Source organism: Burkholderia sp. COPS (genome assembly GCF_019425585.1).
GTDB classification, from domain to species: Bacteria; Pseudomonadota; Gammaproteobacteria; order Burkholderiales; family Burkholderiaceae; genus Burkholderia; species Burkholderia cepacia.
On sequence record NZ_WIXR01000004.1, the window covers coordinates 125,100 to 146,797 of the forward strand.

Below are 21,698 nucleotides of genomic sequence, written 5' to 3' on the forward strand. Positions count from 1 at the left end.
CCAACCGAGACCCCCGACATGACCTCCATCCGCAAGCTGACCGACACGCTGTCGGTCTCGCCGCAGATCGCGGCGGCCGACCTGCCCGCGCTTCACGCGGCCGGCATCCGCGCGATCGTCTGCAATCGCCCCGACGGCGAAGGCGCCGACCAGCCGACCGTCACCGAAATCCGCGCGGCCGCCGCGCCGCTCGGCATCGACGTGCTTTACCTGCCGGTCGATACGGGCAAGGTGACCGACGACCAGGCCGCGCAATTCGGCGCACTCGTCGCGTCGCTCGACGGCCCGGTGCTCGCGTACTGCCGCAGCGGCATGCGTTCGGCCACGCTGTGGGCGTTGTCGCAAGCCGGCCTGCGCCCGCTGAACGACATCGTCGCGACGGCCGCCGCGGCCGGCTACGACCTGCACGCGCTCGCGTCGCGTGTCGTGCAAGGCGGCAAGCAGGCGGCACCGGCCGTCGACGCGCGGCACGACGTCGTGATCGTCGGCGCGGGCGCGGCCGGCATCGCAGTCGCGTCGAGCCTGCTCGCACGCGACGCGTCGCTCGACATCGCGGTGATCGATCCGGCCGACGTCCACTACTACCAGCCGGGCTGGACGATGGTCGGCGCGGGCGTCTTCCGGCCCGAGACCACCGCACGCCGGATTACCGACGTGCTGCCGCGCGGCGTGCACCGGATCCAGGCCGCCGTTGCGGGCTTCGAGCCCGACGCGCACGCGGTCGTGCTCGACGGCTGCCGCCGCATCGGCTATCGCAAGCTCGTCGTGTGCCCGGGGCTCAAGCTCGACTGGCACGCGATCGAAGGCCTCGCCGATACGCTCGGCCGCAACGGCGTCACGTCCAACTACCGTTACGACCTGGCGCCGTACACGTGGGAACTCGTGCGCGCGTTCCGCGGCGGCAACGCACTCTTCACGCAGCCGCCGATGCCGATCAAGTGCGCAGGCGCACCGCAGAAAGCGATGTACCTGTCGTGCGACCACTGGCGGCGCGCGGGCCGCCTCGAGGCCGCGAACGTCGAGTTCCTGAATGCGGGCGGCGCGCTGTTCGGCGTCGCCGACTACGTACCCGCGCTGATGGAGTACGTGAAAAGCTACGACATCGCGTTGTCGTTCGGCCACAACCTCGTCGCGATCGACGGCCCGGCACGCCAGGCGACGTTCGCGCGCGCGCTGCCCGACGGCGGCAAGGAAACCGTGGTGCGCTCGTTCGACATGATCCACGTCGTGCCGCCGCAGAAGGCGCCCGATTTCGTGCGGTCGAGCCCGCTCGCCGATGCGGCCGGCTGGATCGACGTCGATCCGGCGACATTGCGCCATCGGCAGTACCCGGACATCTATGCGCTCGGCGACGCCACCAACACGACCAATGCGAAAACGGCCGCGGCCGCCCGCAAGCAGGCGCCCGTCGTCGCGCACAACCTGCTCGTGTCGCTCGGCCGCGCGCACGGCGACGCCGCATACGACGGCTACGGCTCGTGCCCGCTCACCGTCGAGCGCGGCAAGATCGTGCTCGCCGAATTCCTGTACGGCGGCAAGGTCGCGCCGACCTTCCCCGCGTGGCTGATCGACGGCAAGCGCCCGTCGCGGCTCGCGTGGCTGCTCAAGGAACGCGTGCTGCCGCCGCTCTACTGGAAGGCGATGCTCAAGGGCCGCGAATGGCTCGCGAAACCCGCGATCGCGCGTTGACCGGAGCCCGATGACGTCATGCTGATTTCCCTCGTACTGGGCGGTTTCGTCGGCGCCGTGCTCGGCCTGACCGGCGCCGGCGGCGGCATCCTCGCGGTGCCCGCGCTCGTCGTCGGCATGAGCTGGCCGATGCAGCAGGCCACGCCCGTCGCGCTCGTCGCGGTGGCCGGCAGCGCGGCGCTCGGCGCGCTCGAAGGCTTCCGCCGCGGGCTCGTGCGCTATCGCGCGGCATTGCTGATGGCCGTGGCCGGCGTGCCGCTGACCACGCTCGGCGTACGGCTCGCGCACGTGTTGCCGCAGCGCCTGCTGCTCGCGCTGTTCGCACTGACGATGCTGATCGTCGCCGGCCGCCTGCTGCGGCAGGCGCTGCGGCAGGCGGTGGTCGATGCGGATGCGTCGCCGCTGTGCGTCGGCCGCGTGAATCCCGATACGGGCCGGCTGATGTGGTCCTGGCCCGTGGGCATCGCGCTGGCATCGACCGGCGCGATGACGGGCCTGATGACCGGGCTGCTCGGCGTCGGCGGCGGCTTCGTGATCGTGCCGATGCTGCGCAAGTTCACGAACGTGTCGATGCATGGGGTGGTCGCGACGTCGCTGATGGTTATCGCGCTGGTCGGCACCGGCGGCGTGCTCGCGACGCTCGTGTCGGGCACGCGTGCGCCGCTCGACGTGACGCTGTGGTTCACCGTCGCGACCGCGCTCGGCATGGCTGCCGGTCGCGGCGCGTCGCGCCACCTCGCCGCGCGGCACGTGCAGGCCGGGTTCGCGGCCGTGCTCGTGTGCGTCGCGCTCGGGCTGCTGGCGAAGGCGGCGTTCGGCGCGTAATCGCGTACCGACCGGCGCCGACTCGACGCAGCTCGACGCGCAGCGCCTCCAGACAAAACGCCCGGCCGACTCGACGTCCGCACCGGGCGTTTTTTATCGCGGGCGCCACCGGCCAACGGCGCGACGCACCGTCGTCGTCAAGGCAGATGCTGGATGGCCGTCAATTCGGCCTTTCGAGCCATTTGCGCAGCCTGCCGGCAATCCCGGATCGCTCGACATACCCCAGCGCCGAAACCGCACACATCATCCCGATTGCCGCATACAGCAGGGCCATTTCTCCGTTCCCTGCGATGTCCGGCCAGGCTGCCTGTGTCAGAACCGCAAGAACGGTCAATCCAGCCGCACCGCCCACGATGACCAGCATCGGCAATACCGCCCTCCGAGGAAGCAGCGTGCTGGCCCGATAGACCGGATACGAAAGCAGCATTGCCACGGGAAATGCAACCGTGAAAGCCACAGCGGAAAAAAAGATCGAAACTTCGCCGAAATCCTTGACGGACACAATGCCGATCAACAAGCCTGCCACGATCGCGGCAGTCAGGCTTGCACCAAGCAATTCTGAAATCTTCAATTCCTTTCTCCCGTCGCGCCAGACAAAACGCCCGGCCCGACTCGTCGTCGGCACCGGGCGTTGTTCATGGCAGACGCCATTCAAGCGTCAGGTCGCGAACCCCGCCATCCGCTTGCGCTCCTGGCGCAGCATCACGAAGTTCGCGATCACGACGCCGGCCGTCACCGCGACGATGAACAGCGTCGCGAGCGCGTTCATCTCCGGGTTCAGCCCGAGACGCACACGCGAGAACACCACGAGCGGCAGCGTCGTCGAGCCGGGGCCCGACAGGAACGCCGACAGCACGAGGTCGTCGATCGACAGCGTGAACGACAGCAGCCAGCCCGCGATCAGCGCCTGCGAGATCAGCGGCAGCGTGATCGTGAAGAACACCTTCAGCGGCGTCGCGCCGAGATCGAGCGCGGCCTCTTCCAGCGACGGGTTCAGCTCGCGCACGCGCGACTGCACGATGATCGCGACGTACGAGATGCACAGCATCACGTGGCCGAGCCAGATCGTGAAGATGCCGCGCTCGGCCGGCCAGCCGATCCACTTCGCCAGTTCGATGAACAGCAGCAGCAGCGAGATCCCCTGGATCACCTCGGGAATCACGAGCGGCGCGTTGATCATCCCGCTGAACAGCGCGAAACCGCGAAAACGCCCCATCCGCGCGAGCACGAAACCGGCCCAGGTGCCGATGATCACCGACGCGAACGCGGTCAGCACGCCGATCTTCAGCGACAGCCACGCAGCCGTCAGCAGCTCGTCGTCCTCGACGAGCGCCGAGTACCAGCGGAACGAGAACCCCGACCACACGGTGACGAGCTTCGACTCGTTGAACGAATAGACGATCAGGCTGATGATCGGGATGTACAGGAACGCGAAGCCGGCAAACAGCGCTGCGAACTGCAGGTAACGATTCGGCTTCATCGACGGCCTCCCTGCTCCTTCGCCTGGAAGTGCTGGAACATCGCCATCGGCACGAGCAGCAGCAGCACCATCGCGCAGGTCACGGCCGACGCCATCGGCCAGTCTGCGTTGTTGAAGAACTCGTTCCACATCACGCGGCCGATCATCAGCGTGTTCGCGCCGCCGAGCAGCTCGGGAATCACGTACTCGCCCACCGCCGGGATGAACACGAGCAGGCAGCCCGCGATGATCCCGTTCTTCGACAGCGGCAGCGTGATCTGCACGAACGCCTTCCACGGTTTCGCGCCGAGGTCGTACGCGGCCTCGAGCAGACGCAGGTCCATCTTCACCAGGTGCGCGTACAGCGGCATCACAAGGAACGGCAGGTACGAATACACCATCCCGATGTACACCGCGTAGTTGGTGCGATACAGCTCGATCGGCGTATGCGTGAGGCCGATCCACATCAGGAAGTTGTTCAGCAGCCCGTTGTTCTTCAGGATGCCGATCCACGCGTACACGCGGATCAGGAACGACGTCCAGAACGGCAGCATCACGCCCATCATCAGCAGGTTGCGGGTCGCCGGGTTCGAGCGCGCGATGTAGTACGCCATCGGATAGCCGATCAGCAGGCACAGCAGCGTCGTGATCGCGGCCACCCACACCGAGTTCACATAGGTCGCGAAATACAGGCTGTCCGTGAACAGGAACGCGTAGTGCGACAGGTTCAGCGCGACGTGCACGACGCCGTCGGCGTACGACGCAAGCTCCGTGTACGGCGGGATGCCAAGCTGCAGCTCCGCGAAACTGATCTTGACGACCAGCACGAACGGCACGAGGAAGAACAGCACGAGCCACGTGAACGGGCCGGCCACGACCGCCGTGGCGCCCGTCAGGTTGAAGCGCCGCACCGGCCACGAGAGCATGGACTTGAACGAGGTCATGACGTCAGCACCACGCCGGCAGTCGCGCTCCAGCGCACGTAGATCTCGTCGCCGAGCGACGGCGTGTCGAGCTCCGAAATCGCGAGGCTCGACACGTTCGCGATCACCGTCTTGCCGCCGTCGAGCTTCACGTGGTACAGCGAATAGCCGCCCATGTACGCGACGTTGCCGATCCGGCCGCGCGCCCAGTTGAACGCGCCTTCGGGCGGCTTGCGCGTGAGCGCGATCCGCTCGGGGCGCACCGACACCGTGACCGGCATCCCGAGCGGGCCCGAGATCCCGTGGCTCACGTACAACCGGCTCGGAAGCTCCGGCGATTCGATGTACACGTGGTCGGGTTCGTCCTCGACGGTCACGCCTTCGAACAGGTTCGTCGAGCCGATGAACTCGGCCGAGAAGCGGCTGTTCGGGTATTCGTACACTTCGTTCGGCGAGCCGATCTGCACGATCTGGCCTTCGCTCATCACCGCGAGGCGATTGGCCATCGTCATCGCTTCTTCCTGGTCGTGCGTGACCATGATGCAGGTGACGCCGACCTTGTTCAGGATGTTGACGAGCTCGATCTGCGTGCGCTGGCGGATCTGCTTGTCGAGCGCGGACATCGGCTCGTCGAGCAGCAGCAGCTTCGGGCGCTTGACCAGCGAGCGAGCCAGCGCGACGCGCTGCTGCTGGCCGCCCGACAGCTGGTGCGGCTTGCGCTTCGCGTACTTGCTCATCTGCACGAGTTCGAGCGCCGCGGCCACGCGCTCCTTCAGCTCGGCCTTCGGCGTGCCTTCCTGCTTGAGGCCGAACGCGACGTTCGACTCGACCGACATGTGCGGGAACAGCGCATACGACTGGAACATCATGTTCACAGGCCGCTTGTACGGCGGCATCTGCGCGAGGTCCTCGCCGTCGATCAGGATCTTGCCCGACGTGACCGTCTCGAGGCCCGCGAGCATCCGCAGCAACGTCGACTTGCCGCAGCCCGAGCTGCCGAGCAGCGCGAACAGCTCGCCCTGGCGCACGGTCAGGTTGACGCTGCGCACGGCTTCGGTGTCGCCGAATTTCTTGACGACGTCGACGATCTGGACAAAGTTCTCGGCGCGCGCATCGGCGCCGGAGGAGGAAACGGAGGACGGTGCGCCCGCGACCGGCGCACCCGACTGGCTATTCATGATGTGCTGCATCTCTCCTGCGTTGAACGAACAAAGCCCCCGGGGGCACCAGGGGCTTCATGACTGCTGGGAACGCCGGCTCGCGTCAGCGGCCCGACTTCAGCTCGGTCCACAGACGCGTCTGCAGGCGCTGGATTTCAGGCGGCAGCGGCTTGAGCAGGAACAGCGTCTTCACGACGTCGGCCGGCGGATAGACGGCCGGATCGTTCGCGACATCGGGCCGCACGTACTTGCGGGCCTCGGCGTTGGCGCTCGGGTAGTACACCGCGTTCGTGATCGCCGCGTGCACCTTCGGATCCTCGATGTAGTTGATCCACTCCAGCGCGGCTTCCTTGTTCTTCGCGTCCTTCGGGATCGCCATCACGTCGAACCACACCGGCGCGCCGCCCTTCGGAATGTAGTACTCGACCTTGTACGACTTCTTCGCCTCGATCGCGCGATGCTTCGCGATCACGACGTCGCCCGACCAGCCGAACGCGAAGCAGATGTCGCCGCCGACCAGGTCGTTGATGTAGCCCGACGAGTTGAATTGCGTGATGTACGGGCGGATCTTCTTCAGCACTTCCATCGCGGCCTTGTAGTCGGCCGGGTTCGTGCTCATCGGATCCTTGCCGATGTAGTGCAGCGTCGCCGCGAACATCTGGTCGGGCGCGTCGAGCACCGACACGCCGCAGGTCTTCAGCTTCGAGATGTTTTCCGGCTTGAACAGGATGTCCCAGTTGTCGAGCGGCACCTTGCCGAGCGCCTGCTGCGCCTTCGTCAGGTTGTACGCGAGACCGGTCGTGCCGTACGCCCAGGGCACCGAGAACTTGTTGCCCGGGTCCGCGCCGGCGACGAGCGCCATCAGTTGCGGATCGAGGTACTTGAGGTTCGGCAGCTTCGACTTGTCGAGCGGCGCGAAGATGCCGGCGGCGATCTGCTTGCCCGCGTAGTTGCTGGTCGGCACGACGATGTCGTAGCCCGAGCTGCCCGTCAGCAGCTTCGCCTGCAGCGTATCGTCGCTGTCGTAGTTGTCGTAGCGAACCTTGACGCCCGTCTGCTTCTCGAAGTTCGGGATCGTGTCCTTCGCAATGTAGTCCGACCAGTTATAGACATTGAGCTGCGTATCCTTCGCCGCTGCCGCCGATGCACCCACGCACAGCGCGAGCGCTGCGAACCGGCCCACTACCTTTGCTTTCATCCCGTTCTCCCTCCGGCCGGACACGTTGCCCGGCTGCCGTCTGCCTCGTCATGGCGGCGCATTCTGGCGCGCCGCCCCTCGAAAACCCCGAAAACTACCATCATTCGCGCCCCGTCACAAAAAAATCATGCCGGTGTCGCGCAAACGGAACAGATATCCCGCTGCCGGCCGGTCAGGCGGCCCGTGCGGCGAGACGTTCCCGGGGAATTCTATCGGGTAATCGGCGGCTGTCCACCGGGAAAGGCAGGCGGCGACGAAACCGCGTTCGCCGGCCGGACGCGAGCCGTGCGGCGGCTGCGCCCGAACCCGGCCGTACTGTTACGCCGCTGCACCGGTACGGTATGCCGGCCGCACCCGTCCGACCGACCGGCCGCGATGCATTAAAATGGCGGCTGACGATTCAACTGCGTGAACCCCTCCGATGGCCTCCAATCTCCACGACCTGCCCGACAGCCCCTGCATCGGCGTGTGCTCGACCCTCTTCGACGAAGTCTGCAAGGGCTGCGGCCGCACGGCGGCCGAAGTGTCGAACTGGGTGTTCCTGAGCGACGACGAAAAGCGCGCGGTATGGGAGCGCATCCAGCGCGAAGGCACCGCGATGCGCTTCCAGTACGACAAGCTGTAAATCCGCCGCGCAAAAAAAAGCGGCATGCAGACCGCCATGCCGCCAACCCCAACTCTGTTCTGTTTCTGTACCTGTTTCTGTTCGTTTCCCGCCGCGTCTAGAACTTCATCCCGACGCCCACGCCGACGATCAGCGGATCGATGTGCAGCGTGCCGATGCCCTTGTCGCCGAGCGTCGCATCGGTGCTCATCCAGATCTTCTTCACGTCGACGTTCATGAAGACCTTCTTCGTCAACTGCACGTCCACGCCGAACTGCAATGCCGGGCCGAAGCTGCTCTTGTTGATCGACACGCCCTGCCCGCCGACGTTGAGCCCGTTGTTGTAGAAGTACGTGTAGTTCACGCCCGCGCCGAAATACGGACGCACCTTGCCGGCATGGTTGAAGTGATACTGCAGCAGCAGTGTCGGCGGCAGCACGCCCACGCCGCCGAGATTGCCCAGGCTCGACGTCAGCTGGTGCCGCGACGTGCCGAGAATCAGTTCGACGCCGAGGTAGTCGCGGATCATGTACGTGAAGTCGAGCTCGGGCACGATCGCGTTGTTCACGCCGACGTTGAGCGCGCCGAGCGTGTCGCTCGCGCGTTCGTTCGGCTGGATGCTGATCGCACGCAGCCGGACCAGGACGTCGCCCTGGTTGATGCCTTCGCCCGGCGAAGCCGCGTGCGACAGCGACGGCATCGCGACGAAACTGGCCGCAACGGCGGCAGCGGTGACACAAGTTCGAATCGTTTTAAGCATGGTACGGACCCCCAAAGAATGGTTCCCATTCTCCTCGTAGGGTCTTTTCATGTTCTTGATATCCGTCAAGCCAGCGTAAACGTGGGACGGTTTGCCGCAGGCTCGGTCGCACAGCCCGTCAGCAGCAGGTCGAGCAGGTCGCGCACGCTGCGAATCGCAGGGCCGAACGGCAACGCTTCACGGCCGCGGAAGAACAGCCCGTTCGCGACGTCGCCGCGCAGCGCCGCCGCCAGCCGCGTGTCGATGCAGAAATGGCCGAACTTCTCGATGCCGTCGCGCAACCCGCATACGCTCAGGCATTCGAGCGCGGTCGGGCAGCGCTGCTTCAGCGCGCCGAGCTTGCTGCGGATGCGCGTCTCGTTGCGCAGGTAACGATCGAGCCACGGCGTCTTCACCGCGCGCGCGGGCAGCCCCGTCACGCTGACGAATTCGACGATGTCGTCGGGCGTCGCATCGGCCAGCACGCGCTTGAAGTGCGGATGCGCATCGCCCTCTTCCGTCACCGCGAACGGCGTGCCGACCTGCACGCCGTTCGCGCCGGCCTCGAGCGCCGCGCGCACCGTGTCGTGACTGTTGATCCCGCCCGCAACGATCAGCGGGATCGTTTCGCGTTCGATGCCGAGCGATGCCATCACCTGCGCGGTCTCGTCGAGCACGCGTGCGAAATCGAAACGGCGGTCGTGCATGTCGTCGATCTGCGTGACGCCGAGATGGCCGCCCGCATGCGCCGGATGCTCGATCACGATCGCGTCGGGCAGGCGCCCCTTCTTCATCCACTTCTTCAGCACGAGCGCGATCCCGCGGCTGTCCGACAGGATCGGGATCAGCGCGATGTCGTGTCCTTGCGTGAGATCGGGCAGGTCGAGCGGCAGGCCCGCGCCCATCACGATCGCATCCGCGCCCTCGTCGCATGCGACCCGCACGTAGTCCGCATGCGCGCTCACGGCCTTCATCACGTTGACCGCGATCATCCCGCGTCCTTCGCTGTAGGTCTTCGCAAGACGGATCTCGCGGGCGAGCGCGTCGAGGTTCGCGGCCTCGAGCGTCGCGCGATCGGGTTGCGCGCGGCAACGCGCGAGCAGGTCCGCATGATGGTGACGCAGGTCGATGCTCGCGATCGTGCCGACCGCGCCTTCGCGCGCGACGCTGCCCGCCAGCCGGTGCGCGGAAATGCCGACGCCCATGCCGCCCTGCACGACAGGCAGCAAGGTGCGGCCGCGGATCGTCAGCGGCGGAAAGGAAGTGCGTACGGTCATCTGAAACCTCGTCGGAACATCGGAACCGCGATGATCGACGATCCACCGCCGCGCACCTTGACGACCGTCAATAAAAAAACGGCACCAGCGTGCCGTTTCCGGTTCGTGCGGTGCGAAGCGCTCAGGCAGGCTTCGCGGGCTTGAGCTGCATCGACTTGTACTCGAGATATTCCTCGAGCCCGTACACGCCGTTCTCGCGGCCATGCCCCGACTGCTTGTAGCCGCCGAACGGCGCGGCGCCGTTCCACGTGCCGCCGTTGATGTCCACCTGCCCGGTGCGGATACGGCGCGCGATGCCCATTGCGCGTTCGTCGCTGCCGGCCCACACCGCGCCGCCGAGCCCGTACGGCGAATCGTTCGCGATCCGCACGGCCTCGTCCTCATCGCGATACGTGATGATCGACAGCACCGGCCCGAAGATTTCTTCCTGCGCGATCGTCGATTTCGGATCGACGCGGCCGAACACGGTCGGCTTCACGAAGAAGCCCTTCGTGAGCCCTTCCGGCAGGCCCGTGCCGCCCGTCACGAGCTCCGCGCCTTCGTCGATCCCGCGCTGGATGTAGTCCTGCACGCGCTGCTGCTGCACGGCCGACGCAAGCGCGCCGAGACGCGTCGCATCCTGCCGCGGGTCGCCCGCGACGTACGATTCGGCCGCGGCCTTCGCGATCTCGCGCGCTTCGTCGTAGCGCGCTTCCGGAACCAGCATGCGCGTGTGCGCCGAGCAGGTCTGCCCCGCGTTCAGGTAGCACGCGTTGACCGTGCCCTTCACCGCCGTCGCGAAATCGGCATCGTCGAGGATCACCGACGCCGACTTGCCGCCCAGCTCAAGCGCAACGCGCTTGACGCCCGCGGCCGCCAGCTCGGCGACGCGCTTGCCGGCGCGCGTCGAGCCCGTGAACGACACCATGTCGACGTCCGGATCGGTGGCCAGCACCTCGCCGACCACGGGGCCGTAGCCGCACACGAGGTTGAACACGCCGGCCGGCAGCCCGGCTTCGTGAATCGCTTCGGCAAGCATGAACGCGTTGAGCGGTGCGACCTCGGACGGCTTCAGGACGACCGTGCAGCCGGCCGCGAGCGCCGGCGCGACCTTCAGCGTCACCTGGTTGAGCGGGTAGTTCCACGGCGTGATCGCCGCGACGACACCCACCGGCTCGCGCACGACGAGCGAGTTGCCGACCTGTGCCTCGAACTCGAACGACTCGGCAAGCTTCGCGTACGCCTTCCAGTTGTAGATCGGGCCGCCGACCTGGATCGCGCGCGACAGCTTGATCGGCATCCCGACTTCGCCGGTGATCGACTGCGCGAGCTCCTCGCTGCGCGCCTGCAGATGCTCGACGATCTTGCGCAGGTAGCCCGCGCGCGTCGAGGCCGGCGTGGCCGCCCACGCGTCGAAGGCCGCGCGCGCCGCGCGGATCGCGTCCTGCGCGTCGGACGCGACGCCTTCCGGAATCCGGCCGATCACGGCTTCGGTGCCCGAGTCGATCACGTCGATCGTGCCGGTGCCGGCCGGCTTGCGCCACGCGCCGTCGATATAGAACTGGTCGTAGATTTTCATCGTTTTCCGCCTCCAGGAAAGCCGACATTCTAGCGAGCGTTTCGGCCGGCCGGTGTGACGATTGACAGCTATTGGAAAGGTCTTTAGCCTCGGCGCCTCATTCATCATAAGAAAGGAGAATGCCTTGAGCATCCTGACCAAAATCGAGGGCGGCTATCTTCAGGTATTGCGCGTGATCGTGCTGTTGTTTGCGACCGCGGTCCTGATCGGCGGGGTCATATTCGGCGCGATCGCACTCGATGCGCGCCTGTCGAAACCGCCGAAGGTCGATTCGGCCATCCAGGTCGATCCTGCATCGTTCGCGTGGGAGAACGGCGCAACCGCCAAGGCCACGCCGGCCGCCGACGGCGCGGCAGCGAAGGACGACAACGCATCGCCCGCGCTACGCCTGTCGACACAACTGTCGGGCATCGTGCAGAAGCACGGCCGGGCGGCCCTGTCGCCGGACTACGCGGTCGATCGCGACGCGTACGAGCCGTCGTTCCAGCGCGTGCTCAGCGACGACGACCATCCGGACGTCGCGTACTACGAACAGCAGATCGCGTATCTCGACAAGGTGCTGTCACGCGCGGACGTCGCGGCAAGCGTCAAGAAGAAAGTCGCCGGGCACGGCGACGAATATGCGCGCGAGCAGGCGTACACCGACGTCGTGTCGGCGGTCATGCGCGACTTCTCCGAGCGCTACGACGCACGCCGGACCGCGATCGACAACGAGAAGAAGGCCGCGGAAGAAACGGCTGCCGAGAACGGCCAGACCGCGCGCTTCGCCGGTGTCGCCGCGCTCGTCGCGCTGTATTCGTTCGTGTCGCTCGCGGTGCTGATCATCCTGATCCGCGTCGAGCGCAGCATCCGCTCGATCGCGCGCGCCACGCACACGGCGAACTGAACCCGCGCATCCGCCAGCCCGCGCGCCGGGCTGCGGGGGCCCGGCAACGGGCCCGCTTCGCGGCGCAAGCGGCCGCTTCCTGGTCGCTTCCTGGTCGCTTCCCGGCCGCATCTTCCCACGTCGCTCCCCACGCGCTCGCGCACTTTTCGTTCCCGCCGCCCCCTCATTCCGCCATCGGCCATCCGCGCCGGCGCAGCGTCCATTTCGCCACCGCCATGTCAGCATCCGCCCGGGTGCGCGGGCGGGCCCGCATCGTGCTATGTTTTTACTATCGGCACCGGCCCGTTGCAACCGGCGCCGCCCGGAATCGACGTATTTCGTGAGCGCTGCCATGTCCGACGCACCCCATACCCTCGGCTCGCAAGACCGCCTCGAGCTGCTTTGCTGGCTCACCTGCGGCAACCTCGGCGCGTTTTACCTCAACGAATCGTGGCCGGACGCCACGTTCCAGGTCCAGGCCGCGCACCGCTGGCTCGACCGCCATCACCGTCAGGCCGACTGGCTCGCGATCGCCAAGCTCGCGGCGCTCGCGCAGGACATCGCCAAGCGGCACGCCGGGTTCGTCGATGCGTCGTGGGCGCGCGACGCGGTCGAGGAAATCGTCGATACCGACGACCTCGACTATCGGGCGAAACTCGTGCAATGGGTCTACGAAGACTGCTGCAAGGCGCTCGCCGACAAGCGGCTGGCCGATTGACGATCGGGACGGCACGCGCGGCGCCGCGCTCCTTTCGTTGACGGGAATGTCAGCCGGAAAGACTGACGGGGGCGGTACGTCGCGCACCGCACCCCGACCCGCGATGCGCGCTTACAGCAGCGATTTCGCCTGCGTCAGCACCTTGTCGCAGATCTGCCTGGTCACCTGCTGCTTCAGTCCGCCGCCGCTCAGGTCGAGCTTGCTGCCATTGCCGGCGTCGAGAACACCGCTCGCACCGCTGGTATAGCCGCTGTCGGACGACGCGTTGCCGCCGAGCTTGCCCATCAGCGCGTCCTTCACCGACGACGCACCGCCGGATGCCCCGCCGAGATAGTTGTTCTGGATGCAGAACTGCAGCAGGCCCGCGACGTTGCCGGTGCTGCCCGGCATCAGCGACGAACCGCCGCCGCCCGTCAACGCGCCGCCGATGTCGCCGAGGTTGCCGAGCGCACCGCCCGCGCTGCCGCCCGAATCGCCCCCGCCGCCGACCTGCTTCAGGACATCGCCCAGCTGCGCATGCGCCACCGAAAACGGCGCGAGCAATCCGATCAGCGCACCGGCAATGGTCGCGCGGTATAGACGTGCATTCATGTGAAGCCTCCCGGTTGTGACTGCGTGAGTACCGCGAATCGAATCCAAGGATACTCAATCAACCCGTGCATGACAGCCTTTGGAGGCGGCCTGAAACGTCAGGCATCGTGATATCGCCACGATTTGACAAAGCTTGACGGCGCGCCGCGTGCGGACATGCCGGTGTTGCATCCGTGCGCGATCGCCCGCCCGGGTCGCCCACGCGCGCGAAGCGTCATAGAATCGTCGTCGCCGGCCGCCCGGACCCTCCGGCCCGATCTCGATCCCGAACATGAAGGACGCTCGCGTGATGCTTGCCCATCGATTTCTGCTGTTCGCCGGCGCAGCGGCCGCGCTCGGTTGCGGCGCCGGCACCGCCGGCACCGCCGGCGCGGCCACGGCCACGGCCGCCGCCGCATGCCCTTCGCCGTCGTTCGAGCGCTATCCGGCACCCGCCGCAAGCGCACCGCGCAAGCCGGCCGCCGCACCACGCCTGACCACCCGGGAAGCCCGCCTCTACCGCACCGTCATTCGCGACGAATTCACGCAACCGGCCAACTTTGCCGGCCACTACCGCGTCGCGACCTGGGGTTGCGGAACGGATTGCCGGAATTTCGCGATCGTCGACAAGTACACGGGTGCAACGTACACGATGCCCGGCGTACAGGCCATCGAAGGCGTGACGGGCAACGACGAGGAGCGCGTCGATTTCCGGCCCGGCAGTACGCTGCTGATCGTCGCGGGCTGCTTCAACGACGACTGCGACTACAACGACGCGAAGGCGGCCCGGTTCTTCTACGAGTGGACCGGTACGCGCTTGCGTCGGGTCGGCACCTGTCCGTTGGCCATCGAGCCGCGCGAGTAGCCGGTCGCCGGCTGCCGCTCGCCGCGACTTGCGCTATCGTTCCCCCGGTACACCTTGAACGGCGCACCCACCTGCGATGCCCATTTGCCTCAGTTTCGATGACGGCCCCGGCCCGTCGACGCCCCTCCTGCTCGACGTCCTGCACGCCGCGTCGTGCCGCGCGACCTTCTTCCTGCTCGGCCGGAATCTGGCAGGCGCGCTCGATGTGGCCGCACGCATGGCACGCGAAGGCCACCGGCTCGGCAATCACACCCGTTCGCATGCGAAGCCGGGCACGCTGTCGGACGACGCGTTGATCGACGAGATCGAGACGACCGACGCGCTGATCCGCGATGCCTATCGCGAGGCCCGCGTGCCCGCGCCGGATGCGATCCCGCTGCGCCTGCCTTATGGACTGATGCCGCAGGACAGTCGCGCCCGCGTGCTCGCACGGCTGCAACGCGAACATACCGGCTGGACCGCGATCCTCGACGACTGGCAGCGGCCGGCGCCGTCGCCGCAGGCGCTGTTCGACGCGATGTGCGCCCATGTCGACGCCAGCACGGCACGGCGGCGCGACGTGCTGTTCTGCATGCACGACGGATCGCGGCACGGCGAGGCGCGGCCCAACACGGTCGAGGCCGTGCGCCTGTTCCTGAATCGGCCGCGCTGACGCGGCATCCGGCCGGCGTCAGGGCGCAGCGCCGTCCAGCAACTGCCGCCAGCCGCCGAGAAAACCGATGCCGGACCCCGGCACCCACAGGCCGCGCTGCGCGGCTTCCAGGTGAATCAGCGTCTGGTCCGCGCAGAACAGGGCCATCAGCGTGTCGCGACGGTCATGCATCCAGTCAGGCACGGCATCGGGCCGCGTCGCCGCATAGGCCTGCAGGCCGGCGTCCCAGCGGCGCGCGTCGAATACGAAGCGATCGTCCCGGCCCGCATCGCGCGACAGCGCAAACAGCGCAAAGGCCGCTTCGAGCCACTGCGCGCCCTGCCCGACGTCGTCGAAATCGAGCACGCCGTTCACGGCGCCCCCTACGTACAGCAGGTTGCCCGCGTGATAGTCGCCGTGCAGCCAGTGCACCGTGCCCGTCAGCCAGCGTGCGGCAGCGTCGAGATGCGCGCCGATCCGACGGATCATCGTCCCGTACCGGTCGCCCAGGTCCCCCGGCAACGGCGGCGCGGCACGCGCGGCTACGCGTGCGTGCCGCGCCGACAGCCAGGCCAGCGGCGCCGATTCGGTCACGGGAATCGCCGCCAGCGCCGCATGCAGATGCGCGAGCGCACGCATCGCGTCGATCGCGCCCGCCTCCGCTTCGGGCGGCAGGCCGGGGCTGCCGTCGATATGCTCGAACAGATGCAGCCAGCTTCCGTCAGGCAGTCGCACGCCGGATTGCGCGTCGACGGTCGGCCGCAGGCGCGGCAGCGCCGGCAGCATCGGCGCCGCCCGCGTCCCACCGAGATGACCGAGTATCGCCGCCTCGCGATCCACCTGCCCGACCGGCTTGCCGGACCACGACACGCGCAGCACCGCGCGCCCCGCGTCGCACTCGACGAGATACGTTTTGTTAGTATGGCCCGACGCCAGCGCCTGCATGCGTGCAGGCCCGATGTTCCAATACCGGTGAAGCCACGGTTCCAGCGTTTTCACGTCACTCCTACTCGTTGCATTGACCATGTCAGAGCGTCCTTCGGCCCGCATGCGGGACATCAACATCGAATGGCTGACGCGCGCCGCCGAATTCGACCACCTGTTCCAGACGCGCTGGCTCGGCGAGCGCTTCTTCCACTTGCCCGGCGACATGCTCGCGCTCCAGGAACTGATCTGGCGCGAGCGTCCCGACTGCATCGTGCAGACCGGCATCGCGGCGGGCGGCGGCGTCGTGTTCTCCGCGTCGATGCTGGCGCTGAACGGCGATCGCGGCCGTGTCGTCGCGATCGAGCCACGCCTGCGCGACGACGTCAGGCAGCGCCTGCAATCGCATCGGCTCGCCGATCGCATGGTGCTGATCGAAGGCGAGTCGTGCGCGGCCGACACGCTCGCATCGGTGCGCGCGCAGATCCCGCAGGATGCGCGCGTGATGGCGATCCTCGACCTCACGCATACCCATGCGCACGTGCTGCGCGAACTCGAATGCTATGCGCCGCTCGTGACGCCGGGCAGCTACGCGATCGTGATGGATACCGTGATGGAATACCTGCCCGCGTCGATGTTCGACGGCAAGCCGTACGGCAAAGGCAACAACCCGGCCACCGCCGTGCGCGACTATCTCGGCCGCGACGACCGGTTCGAGGTCGACTACGACATCGAAGACCGCGTACTCATGACGCTGTCGCCAGGCGGCTTCCTGAAGCGAGTTCGCTGATCAGGCGCGCGGCCTCCGCCGAGCCGTCACACGCGTAGCTCGCACGGATCCGCGCCGCATGCTCGCGCAACGAACCGGGGCGCAATAGGCCCGCGAGCGCATCGGCAATGTCGGCCACGCCGGCGTGCTGCAGATCCAGCACGCGCCCCGCGCCGGCCCGCTCGACGAAGTGCGCCGAATGAAACTGGTCGTTGCAGAACGGCGACAGCAACATCGGCACGCCGCATGCAAGCGATTCCATCACCGAATTCGCGCCACCATGGCTCACGAACGCGTGCGTGCGTCGCAGCAGCGCCAGTTGCGGCACGTAACGCACCGCGATGACACGCGCGTCGTCGGCCGGCAGCAGATCCGCATCGACCAGCTCGCCCACCGACAACACCAGTTGCGCCGGCGTCGCGCGCGCCGCCTCGATGACTTTCGCGAACACATCGGGTTGGTAATAAAGCTGGCTGCCGAGCGACATGTAGACGAGCGGACGATCGGCATCGAGGCGCTCCCACGGGAACGGCGTCTCGTCGCCACGCGGGCCGGACGGCAGCGCGGGGCCGACCAGCTCGACACCGGGCGGCGGCGCGCCGACCAGCGCGTCGGTCGTGAACGCGAGCGTCAGGTGCGGCGACAGGATGTCGCAACCGCGAAAGCGTGCATCGAGCCCGTAGCGCGCGAACAGCCGGGTGCGTTCCGGCGCCAGCCATCGCACCGTGCGCAGCAATTCGGAGTCGAGATCGTCCGGCAGCACCGGATTCAGCGAATTCGACATCGCCACCCACGGCAGCCCCTCCAGCTCGGCGGCGATCGCCGCCGCATAGAGCAGCGGATCGATCACGACCACGTCGGGCCGCCAGTCGCGCAGCACCGCGCGGATGCCGTCCACCTGTGCGGGCGCCAGGTCGATCAGCAACGTGCGGATCCAGTGCCGCAGCCAGTCCGCGTCGCGGATGTTCGCGGCGAAGCTCGCGCCGCGCGACAGGTCGTGACGCTCGGGTGTCTCGCGCGGCCCGACGAACGCGAAGCCGCCGGCGCCGTCGAGCTGGGCGCTGATGTCGGCCGGCGCATAGAACGCGACGTCGCAACCGGCGGCGCGCAGGTGCTGGGCCGGGCCGATGCACGGATTGACGTGCCCTTTCTCGGGCACCACGCAGAACAGGATGCGTTTCATGAGCGGCTCAGGTTGGGCGATGCGCGGCATCGAGGGGAGTGTCGAGGCGGTTGAAATGATCGAGGATCAGCGACAGCGTCGTCCACAGCACGCGTTCGTTGTCCGTTTGCAGCGTGGGCGCGTCCAGACCGAGCGTGTCGGCCAGCACGCGCGTGCGGTCGCGATCGAGCAGCGTCGCGAGATCCATCGCCGGGGCGAGCCGCCCGCGCTTGGGGCCATGCACGAGCCGGTCCGGCAGGTTCAGGCGCGCACCGAGATCGCGCAGGCATTGCTTGTCCGGATCGGGTGCGATGCTGGTCAGATGGGCGACGACGGCATCGTCGACGAACGGCGGATGCAGGTCGACCGACGCCGCATCGAACAACGCATGGCACAGCGGCAGATAGTTGGCCGACTGGTCGCGGCGCAGCACCTGGTCCGCGCCGTCGCCGGTGATGGCCACCTCGACGCCGTCCGCGGCCATCGCCTCGGCCAGCAGCAGCTTCGCGACCGGATGCAGGTTGAACATCGGCTCCTCGACCGCATGGGTCGTTCTCGGCAGCGCCGCGACGAAATCCGCCTCGTTCACGCGCACGAGCTTCACGTTCGCCTGCATCTGCCCGGCCAGTTCGAGTGCCGCATCGCGTTCGCAATAGTCCGGCATGTCGGTCACGAGGATGTAGGACGTCACGTGCCGCTGCGCGCCGAGTTCGCGCAGCAGCGCAAGCAGCAACGCCGAATCGAGCCCGCCGCTCAACGCCAGCGCAACGCGCTTGCCGCTGTCGAGCGCACGTTGCAGCGACGCGCGCAGCACGGTTTCCAGATCCGCGTGCTGCGACCGCCCGGGTGCCGGCTGAACGGCCAGCCCTTGCGGCGAACGGATCAGCGCATGGCCGGGCGGCACCGCGCGCACGTCGCGCAGCACGGTGCGGCCGGCCAGACGCTCGCCGCTCAGGTAGCCCGCGATGGCCGCCGCGTCCGGCTCGCCGGCTGGTTGCGCCGATGCGTGCAGGACGGCCCGGATGCCGGACGCCGCCGTGCCGCTGCGCGGATGGTAGTGAAGCCGGTCGAAGCCGAACAGGTCGCGCGTGCCGACGATCATGGATAACGAGCCTTCAAGGAGTCCACTTCAATGCGTTTGAGGATGCGATGCGGCGCCACCGGCGCACTGCCGCCCTGGCAATGCAGGCACGCTTCGAGCGGCGCCTCGCGTTGCAGATAGGCGAGCATCGCGTCGAGCATGCCCGCGTCGTCGCGCAGCGGCAGGCCGTCGGATCGAAAATCCTTCTCGCCCTTGTAGAGCGTGTGGAAATGCGCCGGACGCGTGCACGTGTAGAACATGCCGTCGCGAATCATATGGCAGCGCTCGCGAATCCAGCAATCGTGATAAAGGCGCTGCGCGGCGTCCCGGTCGGTGCCGGGCTGTGCACGGTTCATCGTCGTGAACACGTCCTGCACCTTCCAGTTCAGGCGCACGTCGAAGCGCGCGGCCTGGTGCTCGATGTGCGCGACCAGGTCGGCCGAAAGCGACGGCTTCGGATAGCGCGAGATCGTCAGCGCATCCACCGCCTGCCAGAACGCGTCCGTCATCTCGCCGAGCTTCAGGCCATTCGTCGTGACGGAGATCACGGGCGCGATACCCGTGGCGCGCACGCGCCCGATGAGCTCGACGAGTGCCGGATGCAGCAGCGGTTCGCCGCCGACCAGCTTGAACATGCGCGGGCGCAGCACCTTCGCCGCACGGCGCAGGTCGGCCTCGAGCGATGCCGGGCTCGCGTACCACTCGGGCAGAAGCGGCGACAGCGAGCAGCATTCCGCGCACGTCAGGTTGCAGTGGTCGACGATATGCGCTTCCAGCGAGCGCGTCAGGACGCGCCCGTCCTCGACACGGTAGTCGCGCTCCAGCGGCGGCGGAAATACGTGCTGCCGCTCGCCCGACGGCGACGTCGGAGGCGACATCCGGTTCAGGTTCGAATTCACTTCAACGTCCTGCTTCGATGCAACGGGAAAAGAAATCGACCAGGCGGTCGCGGGCATCCACCATCGCGGATGCCATCGTCACCGCGCCGCTCAGATGCGACGCGAAACGCGACGGATCGTCGAGCCAGCCTTGGACGATCCAGAGCTTCAGCGCGTGCTGCAGGCATGCGGCATCGACCGCCCAGGCAATGCGTGCGGGATCCACCGGCCGCACCCGCCGGTATGCGCGCACGAACGCTTCCGCCAGCTGCGGCGCTTCCAGCGGCAAATGGTTCAGGCAACGCACCAGTTCGTATTCGCGCGGCGCGCCGATCGTCGCTTCCCAGTCGAGGATCAGCGGCGGCAGCGTGCCCGTGAACAGATAGTTGAACTGGTTGTAGTCGTTGTGGATCGGGTGCTGCGGATCGTCGGCGGGAAACGCGTCGATGCTGCCCGGATAGTAGCGGTCGAGCATGCGCAGCGCGAGATCGACGTAGCGGCGCAGGTTCGCGGCGTTCTCGTTCGAGCGTGCGCGATTCAACGCATCGAGCAGACTGCGCCGCACCGCATCCGCGTCGATCGCGATCAACCGCGCACGGATCGTGTCGAGCGACGGCAGCTGAAGCCGTTCGAGACTCAGATGCAACGCGGCCAGGCTCGCGCCCAGCGCATCCCATTCGGCCGGCGAAAACGTGTCGTAGGTTCTGAACTGCCCGGGTTCCCAGCGCGTGAGCATCGCGTGGGCGTTCGCCCCCGTCCACAGCGGTGCGCCGGCTGCCGTGCGTTTCAGCGCCTGCACATGGAAACGTGTATCGCCGTGCGTCTCGAAGTGCGCGAGCACCGCCGCTTCCCTGGCCGCACGCGCCTGATGCCCGGCCGCGTAGAGCTTGACCGCCACGCCGCCGTCATCGGTCGGCAGGTGCCACACGCGTTCGCTGACCTGGCGCGGCGGCCCGCTACGGCCGAGCGCGCAGGCTTCCAGGATCTCGTCGAAGGTCGCGGCGAGCGGGCCCATTCAGATGTGCTCGGCCGGCCCGTGCCGATACGGATGACCGGTCAGGAACGTGTTGTGTCCGACATAACGCAGCTTGTACATCGCGGGCCGGAACAGCACCGAAGGATCGTTGTTCGCGATGCCGAGCAGCGGATACAGGTCCTGACGCACGAAGAATGCGTTGTTGCCCATGTCGTCGCAGCAGACGAGTTCATAACCCTTCTGCCTGCCGAGGTGCACGAGCGATTCGAGGCTCGCGCCGTAATAGGTCGAGCCGTCCCATTCGTGATCCGGGTTGAAGCACATGACCCAACGCTCGGGCGGCGTGTAGTACGGGTTGTATTCGATCACGACGATGCGCGGCTTGAACGCCTGCAGGCCACGCCAGACCCAGTAGTCGTTGCCGTCGATATCGATCGACAGCAGGTCGAAGTCGGTCGGCGTGTTCGCGTCGGCGAGCAGATGATCGACCGTGTCGGGCTGGACGCGGTCGTGATGCAGGCGGATGCGCGCTGCACCCGCGTAGTGCGCGGCCAGCTTGCCGAACCGGTACGCGCTGCCTTCCACCAGCACGCCGGCCCAGTCCTGTTCGCGCAACAACCGGGCGGTGTTGCTGTTGCGCAGGCCGTCGCTGGCGCCGATATCGACGCAGAACCGGTTGACCGGCGTGATCCGCTCCATCAGGCGCGACAGGATGCCCTCCTCGGTGCCCTGCGCGTACAGGCTTTGCGCAAGGCCGGACAGGTCGAGCGGGAGAGGATGGTCCGGCATCGGGGGCGGCTCCGGGTCGAAATGGGGAATGATGATTG

At 67.4% G+C, this 21,698-nt stretch carries 23 protein-coding genes; 8 read left to right on the forward strand and 15 right to left on the reverse strand.

What is annotated here, in order from left to right; all coding sequences use genetic code 11:
* Window positions 1-18: 18 nt before the first annotated feature.
* Window positions 19-1,689, forward strand: coding sequence for a bifunctional protein tyrosine phosphatase family protein/NAD(P)/FAD-dependent oxidoreductase (locus FOZ70_RS03300; protein ID WP_219704942.1), 1,671 nt, complete (start codon window positions 19-21; stop codon window positions 1,687-1,689).
* A gap of 18 nt (window positions 1,690-1,707) precedes the next feature.
* Window positions 1,708-2,514, forward strand: coding sequence for a sulfite exporter TauE/SafE family protein (locus tag FOZ70_RS03305; RefSeq protein ID WP_048022811.1), 807 nt, complete (start codon window positions 1,708-1,710; stop codon window positions 2,512-2,514).
* Window positions 2,515-2,674: 160 nt separating this feature from the next.
* Here FOZ70_RS03305 and FOZ70_RS03310 read toward each other — a convergent pair whose 3' ends face one another.
* The 5 genes from FOZ70_RS03310 to FOZ70_RS03330 form a co-directional block, all read right to left on the reverse strand.
* Window positions 2,675-3,085 (reverse strand): hypothetical protein, encoded by a 411-nt coding sequence (locus tag FOZ70_RS03310; RefSeq protein WP_059670205.1) that lies wholly within the window; start codon window positions 3,083-3,085, stop codon window positions 2,675-2,677.
* Window positions 3,086-3,172: 87 nt separating this feature from the next.
* Window positions 3,173-3,994 carry an ABC transporter permease subunit gene (locus tag FOZ70_RS03315; protein ID WP_027787300.1) on the reverse strand — a complete coding sequence of 274 codons (822 nt, stop codon included), beginning with the start codon at window positions 3,992-3,994 and terminating at the stop codon, window positions 3,173-3,175.
* Complete coding sequence (locus FOZ70_RS03320; protein ID WP_027787299.1) at window positions 3,991-4,917, reverse strand: ABC transporter permease subunit; 927 nt, start codon at window positions 4,915-4,917, stop codon at window positions 3,991-3,993. Before FOZ70_RS03320 ends, FOZ70_RS03315 begins: the two co-directional genes overlap by 4 nt.
* Window positions 4,914-6,074 carry a polyamine ABC transporter ATP-binding protein gene (gene potA / locus FOZ70_RS03325; protein ID WP_048022911.1) on the reverse strand — a complete coding sequence of 387 codons (1,161 nt, stop codon included), beginning with the start codon at window positions 6,072-6,074 and terminating at the stop codon, window positions 4,914-4,916. Before potA ends, FOZ70_RS03320 begins: the two co-directional genes overlap by 4 nt.
* An 85-nt stretch (window positions 6,075-6,159) precedes the next feature.
* Entirely contained in the window at window positions 6,160-7,254 is a 1,095-nt protein-coding gene (locus FOZ70_RS03330) for a polyamine ABC transporter substrate-binding protein (RefSeq protein ID WP_027787297.1), read from the reverse strand.
* Between the two features lie 421 nt (window positions 7,255-7,675).
* Between FOZ70_RS03330 and FOZ70_RS03335 the strand changes: the two genes are divergently transcribed.
* On the forward strand, window positions 7,676-7,879 hold the full coding sequence (locus tag FOZ70_RS03335) for a DUF1289 domain-containing protein (protein ID WP_021159754.1): 204 nt from the start codon (window positions 7,676-7,678) through the stop codon (window positions 7,877-7,879).
* Window positions 7,880-7,976: 97 nt separating this feature from the next.
* Here the strand turns inward: FOZ70_RS03335 and FOZ70_RS03340 are convergent, their stop codons facing one another.
* From FOZ70_RS03340 to FOZ70_RS03350, 3 genes are all read right to left on the reverse strand, one after another.
* Entirely contained in the window at window positions 7,977-8,618 is a 642-nt protein-coding gene (locus FOZ70_RS03340) for an OmpW family outer membrane protein (RefSeq protein WP_021159755.1), read from the reverse strand.
* A 65-nt stretch (window positions 8,619-8,683) separates the two neighbouring features.
* Entirely contained in the window at window positions 8,684-9,874 is a 1,191-nt protein-coding gene (locus FOZ70_RS03345) for a nitronate monooxygenase family protein (RefSeq protein WP_059816971.1), read from the reverse strand.
* Between the two features lie 121 nt (window positions 9,875-9,995).
* Window positions 9,996-11,432 (reverse strand): aldehyde dehydrogenase family protein, encoded by a 1,437-nt coding sequence (locus FOZ70_RS03350; RefSeq protein WP_048022815.1) that lies wholly within the window; start codon window positions 11,430-11,432, stop codon window positions 9,996-9,998.
* Between the two features lie 124 nt (window positions 11,433-11,556).
* Here FOZ70_RS03350 and FOZ70_RS03355 point away from each other — a divergent pair, with 124 nt between their 5' ends.
* Both FOZ70_RS03355 and FOZ70_RS03360 read left to right on the forward strand, forming a co-directional pair.
* Window positions 11,557-12,318: a hypothetical protein gene (locus tag FOZ70_RS03355; RefSeq protein WP_060377450.1), complete on the forward strand. Its 762-nt coding sequence runs from the start codon at window positions 11,557-11,559 to the stop codon at window positions 12,316-12,318.
* A 331-nt stretch (window positions 12,319-12,649) separates the two neighbouring features.
* A complete protein-coding gene (locus FOZ70_RS03360) occupies window positions 12,650-13,015 on the forward strand; it encodes a hypothetical protein (protein WP_027787292.1) in 366 nt (121 codons plus the stop codon).
* A gap of 111 nt (window positions 13,016-13,126) precedes the next feature.
* Here FOZ70_RS03360 and FOZ70_RS03365 read toward each other — a convergent pair whose 3' ends face one another.
* On the reverse strand, window positions 13,127-13,606 hold the full coding sequence (locus FOZ70_RS03365; protein WP_219704943.1) for a DUF2501 domain-containing protein: 480 nt from the start codon (window positions 13,604-13,606) through the stop codon (window positions 13,127-13,129).
* Between the two features lie 286 nt (window positions 13,607-13,892).
* Here FOZ70_RS03365 and FOZ70_RS03370 point away from each other — a divergent pair, with 286 nt between their 5' ends.
* Window positions 13,893-14,450: a hypothetical protein gene (locus FOZ70_RS03370; RefSeq protein ID WP_219704961.1), complete on the forward strand. Its 558-nt coding sequence runs from the start codon at window positions 13,893-13,895 to the stop codon at window positions 14,448-14,450.
* 76 nt (window positions 14,451-14,526) lie between these two features.
* On the forward strand, window positions 14,527-15,102 hold the full coding sequence (locus tag FOZ70_RS03375) for a polysaccharide deacetylase family protein (RefSeq protein ID WP_027787289.1): 576 nt from the start codon (window positions 14,527-14,529) through the stop codon (window positions 15,100-15,102).
* Window positions 15,103-15,120: 18 nt separating this feature from the next.
* Here the strand turns inward: FOZ70_RS03375 and FOZ70_RS03380 are convergent, their stop codons facing one another.
* Window positions 15,121-16,080: a phosphotransferase gene (locus FOZ70_RS03380; RefSeq protein ID WP_346656384.1), complete on the reverse strand. Its 960-nt coding sequence runs from the start codon at window positions 16,078-16,080 to the stop codon at window positions 15,121-15,123.
* Window positions 16,081-16,105: 25 nt separating this feature from the next.
* Here FOZ70_RS03380 and FOZ70_RS03385 point away from each other — a divergent pair, with 25 nt between their 5' ends.
* A complete protein-coding gene (locus FOZ70_RS03385; protein ID WP_048022821.1) occupies window positions 16,106-16,795 on the forward strand; it encodes a CmcI family methyltransferase in 690 nt (229 codons plus the stop codon).
* Here FOZ70_RS03385 and FOZ70_RS03390 read toward each other — a convergent pair.
* The 5 genes from FOZ70_RS03390 to FOZ70_RS03410 are packed head-to-tail and all read right to left on the reverse strand — an operon-like array spanning window position 16,752 to window position 21,660.
* A complete protein-coding gene (locus FOZ70_RS03390) occupies window positions 16,752-17,957 on the reverse strand; it encodes a glycosyltransferase (RefSeq protein WP_219704945.1) in 1,206 nt (401 codons plus the stop codon). The two genes, FOZ70_RS03385 and FOZ70_RS03390, sit on opposite strands and share 44 nt — an antisense overlap.
* Window positions 17,958-17,964: 7 nt before the next feature.
* Window positions 17,965-19,038 (reverse strand): asparagine synthase-related protein, encoded by a 1,074-nt coding sequence (locus FOZ70_RS03395; RefSeq protein WP_175926287.1) that lies wholly within the window; start codon window positions 19,036-19,038, stop codon window positions 17,965-17,967.
* A complete protein-coding gene (locus tag FOZ70_RS03400) occupies window positions 19,035-19,895 on the reverse strand; it encodes a 4Fe-4S cluster-binding domain-containing protein (RefSeq protein WP_219704962.1) in 861 nt (286 codons plus the stop codon). Before FOZ70_RS03400 ends, FOZ70_RS03395 begins: the two co-directional genes overlap by 4 nt.
* A 22-nt stretch (window positions 19,896-19,917) precedes the next feature.
* Window positions 19,918-20,910 carry a phosphotransferase gene (locus tag FOZ70_RS03405; protein ID WP_060128469.1) on the reverse strand — a complete coding sequence of 331 codons (993 nt, stop codon included), beginning with the start codon at window positions 20,908-20,910 and terminating at the stop codon, window positions 19,918-19,920.
* Window positions 20,911-21,660, reverse strand: a complete 750-nt coding sequence (locus tag FOZ70_RS03410; RefSeq protein ID WP_048022829.1) for an FkbM family methyltransferase — start codon at window positions 21,658-21,660, stop codon at window positions 20,911-20,913.
* Between the last annotated feature and the right edge of the window lie 38 nt (window positions 21,661-21,698).

What these genes read in the sequence shown, in the direction of transcription:
- FOZ70_RS03300 (WP_219704942.1), top strand. Translation starts at nt 19, where the DNA reads ATGACCTCCATCCGCAAGCTGACCGACACGCTGTCGGTCTCGCCGCAG.
- FOZ70_RS03305 (WP_048022811.1), top strand. Translation starts at nt 1,708, where the DNA reads ATGCTGATTTCCCTCGTACTGGGCGGTTTCGTCGGCGCCGTGCTCGGC.
- FOZ70_RS03315 (WP_027787300.1), bottom strand. Translation starts at nt 3,994, where the DNA reads ATGAAGCCGAATCGTTACCTGCAGTTCGCAGCGCTGTTTGCCGGCTTC.
- FOZ70_RS03320 (WP_027787299.1), bottom strand. Translation starts at nt 4,917, where the DNA reads ATGACCTCGTTCAAGTCCATGCTCTCGTGGCCGGTGCGGCGCTTCAAC.
- potA (WP_048022911.1), bottom strand. Translation starts at nt 6,074, where the DNA reads ATGAATAGCCAGTCGGGTGCGCCGGTCGCGGGCGCACCGTCCTCCGTT.
- FOZ70_RS03330 (WP_027787297.1), bottom strand. Translation starts at nt 7,254, where the DNA reads ATGAAAGCAAAGGTAGTGGGCCGGTTCGCAGCGCTCGCGCTGTGCGTG.
- FOZ70_RS03335 (WP_021159754.1), top strand. Translation starts at nt 7,676, where the DNA reads ATGGCCTCCAATCTCCACGACCTGCCCGACAGCCCCTGCATCGGCGTG.
- FOZ70_RS03340 (WP_021159755.1), bottom strand. Translation starts at nt 8,618, where the DNA reads ATGCTTAAAACGATTCGAACTTGTGTCACCGCTGCCGCCGTTGCGGCC.
- FOZ70_RS03345 (WP_059816971.1), bottom strand. Translation starts at nt 9,874, where the DNA reads ATGACCGTACGCACTTCCTTTCCGCCGCTGACGATCCGCGGCCGCACC.
- FOZ70_RS03350 (WP_048022815.1), bottom strand. Translation starts at nt 11,432, where the DNA reads ATGAAAATCTACGACCAGTTCTATATCGACGGCGCGTGGCGCAAGCCG.
- FOZ70_RS03360 (WP_027787292.1), top strand. Translation starts at nt 12,650, where the DNA reads ATGTCCGACGCACCCCATACCCTCGGCTCGCAAGACCGCCTCGAGCTG.
- FOZ70_RS03365 (WP_219704943.1), bottom strand. Translation starts at nt 13,606, where the DNA reads ATGAATGCACGTCTATACCGCGCGACCATTGCCGGTGCGCTGATCGGA.
- FOZ70_RS03375 (WP_027787289.1), top strand. Translation starts at nt 14,527, where the DNA reads ATGCCCATTTGCCTCAGTTTCGATGACGGCCCCGGCCCGTCGACGCCC.
- FOZ70_RS03385 (WP_048022821.1), top strand. Translation starts at nt 16,106, where the DNA reads ATGTCAGAGCGTCCTTCGGCCCGCATGCGGGACATCAACATCGAATGG.
- FOZ70_RS03390 (WP_219704945.1), bottom strand. Translation starts at nt 17,957, where the DNA reads ATGAAACGCATCCTGTTCTGCGTGGTGCCCGAGAAAGGGCACGTCAAT.
- FOZ70_RS03395 (WP_175926287.1), bottom strand. Translation starts at nt 19,038, where the DNA reads ATGATCGTCGGCACGCGCGACCTGTTCGGCTTCGACCGGCTTCACTAC.
- FOZ70_RS03400 (WP_219704962.1), bottom strand. Translation starts at nt 19,895, where the DNA reads ATGTCGCCTCCGACGTCGCCGTCGGGCGAGCGGCAGCACGTATTTCCG.
- FOZ70_RS03405 (WP_060128469.1), bottom strand. Translation starts at nt 20,910, where the DNA reads ATGGGCCCGCTCGCCGCGACCTTCGACGAGATCCTGGAAGCCTGCGCG.
- FOZ70_RS03410 (WP_048022829.1), bottom strand. Translation starts at nt 21,660, where the DNA reads ATGCCGGACCATCCTCTCCCGCTCGACCTGTCCGGCCTTGCGCAAAGC.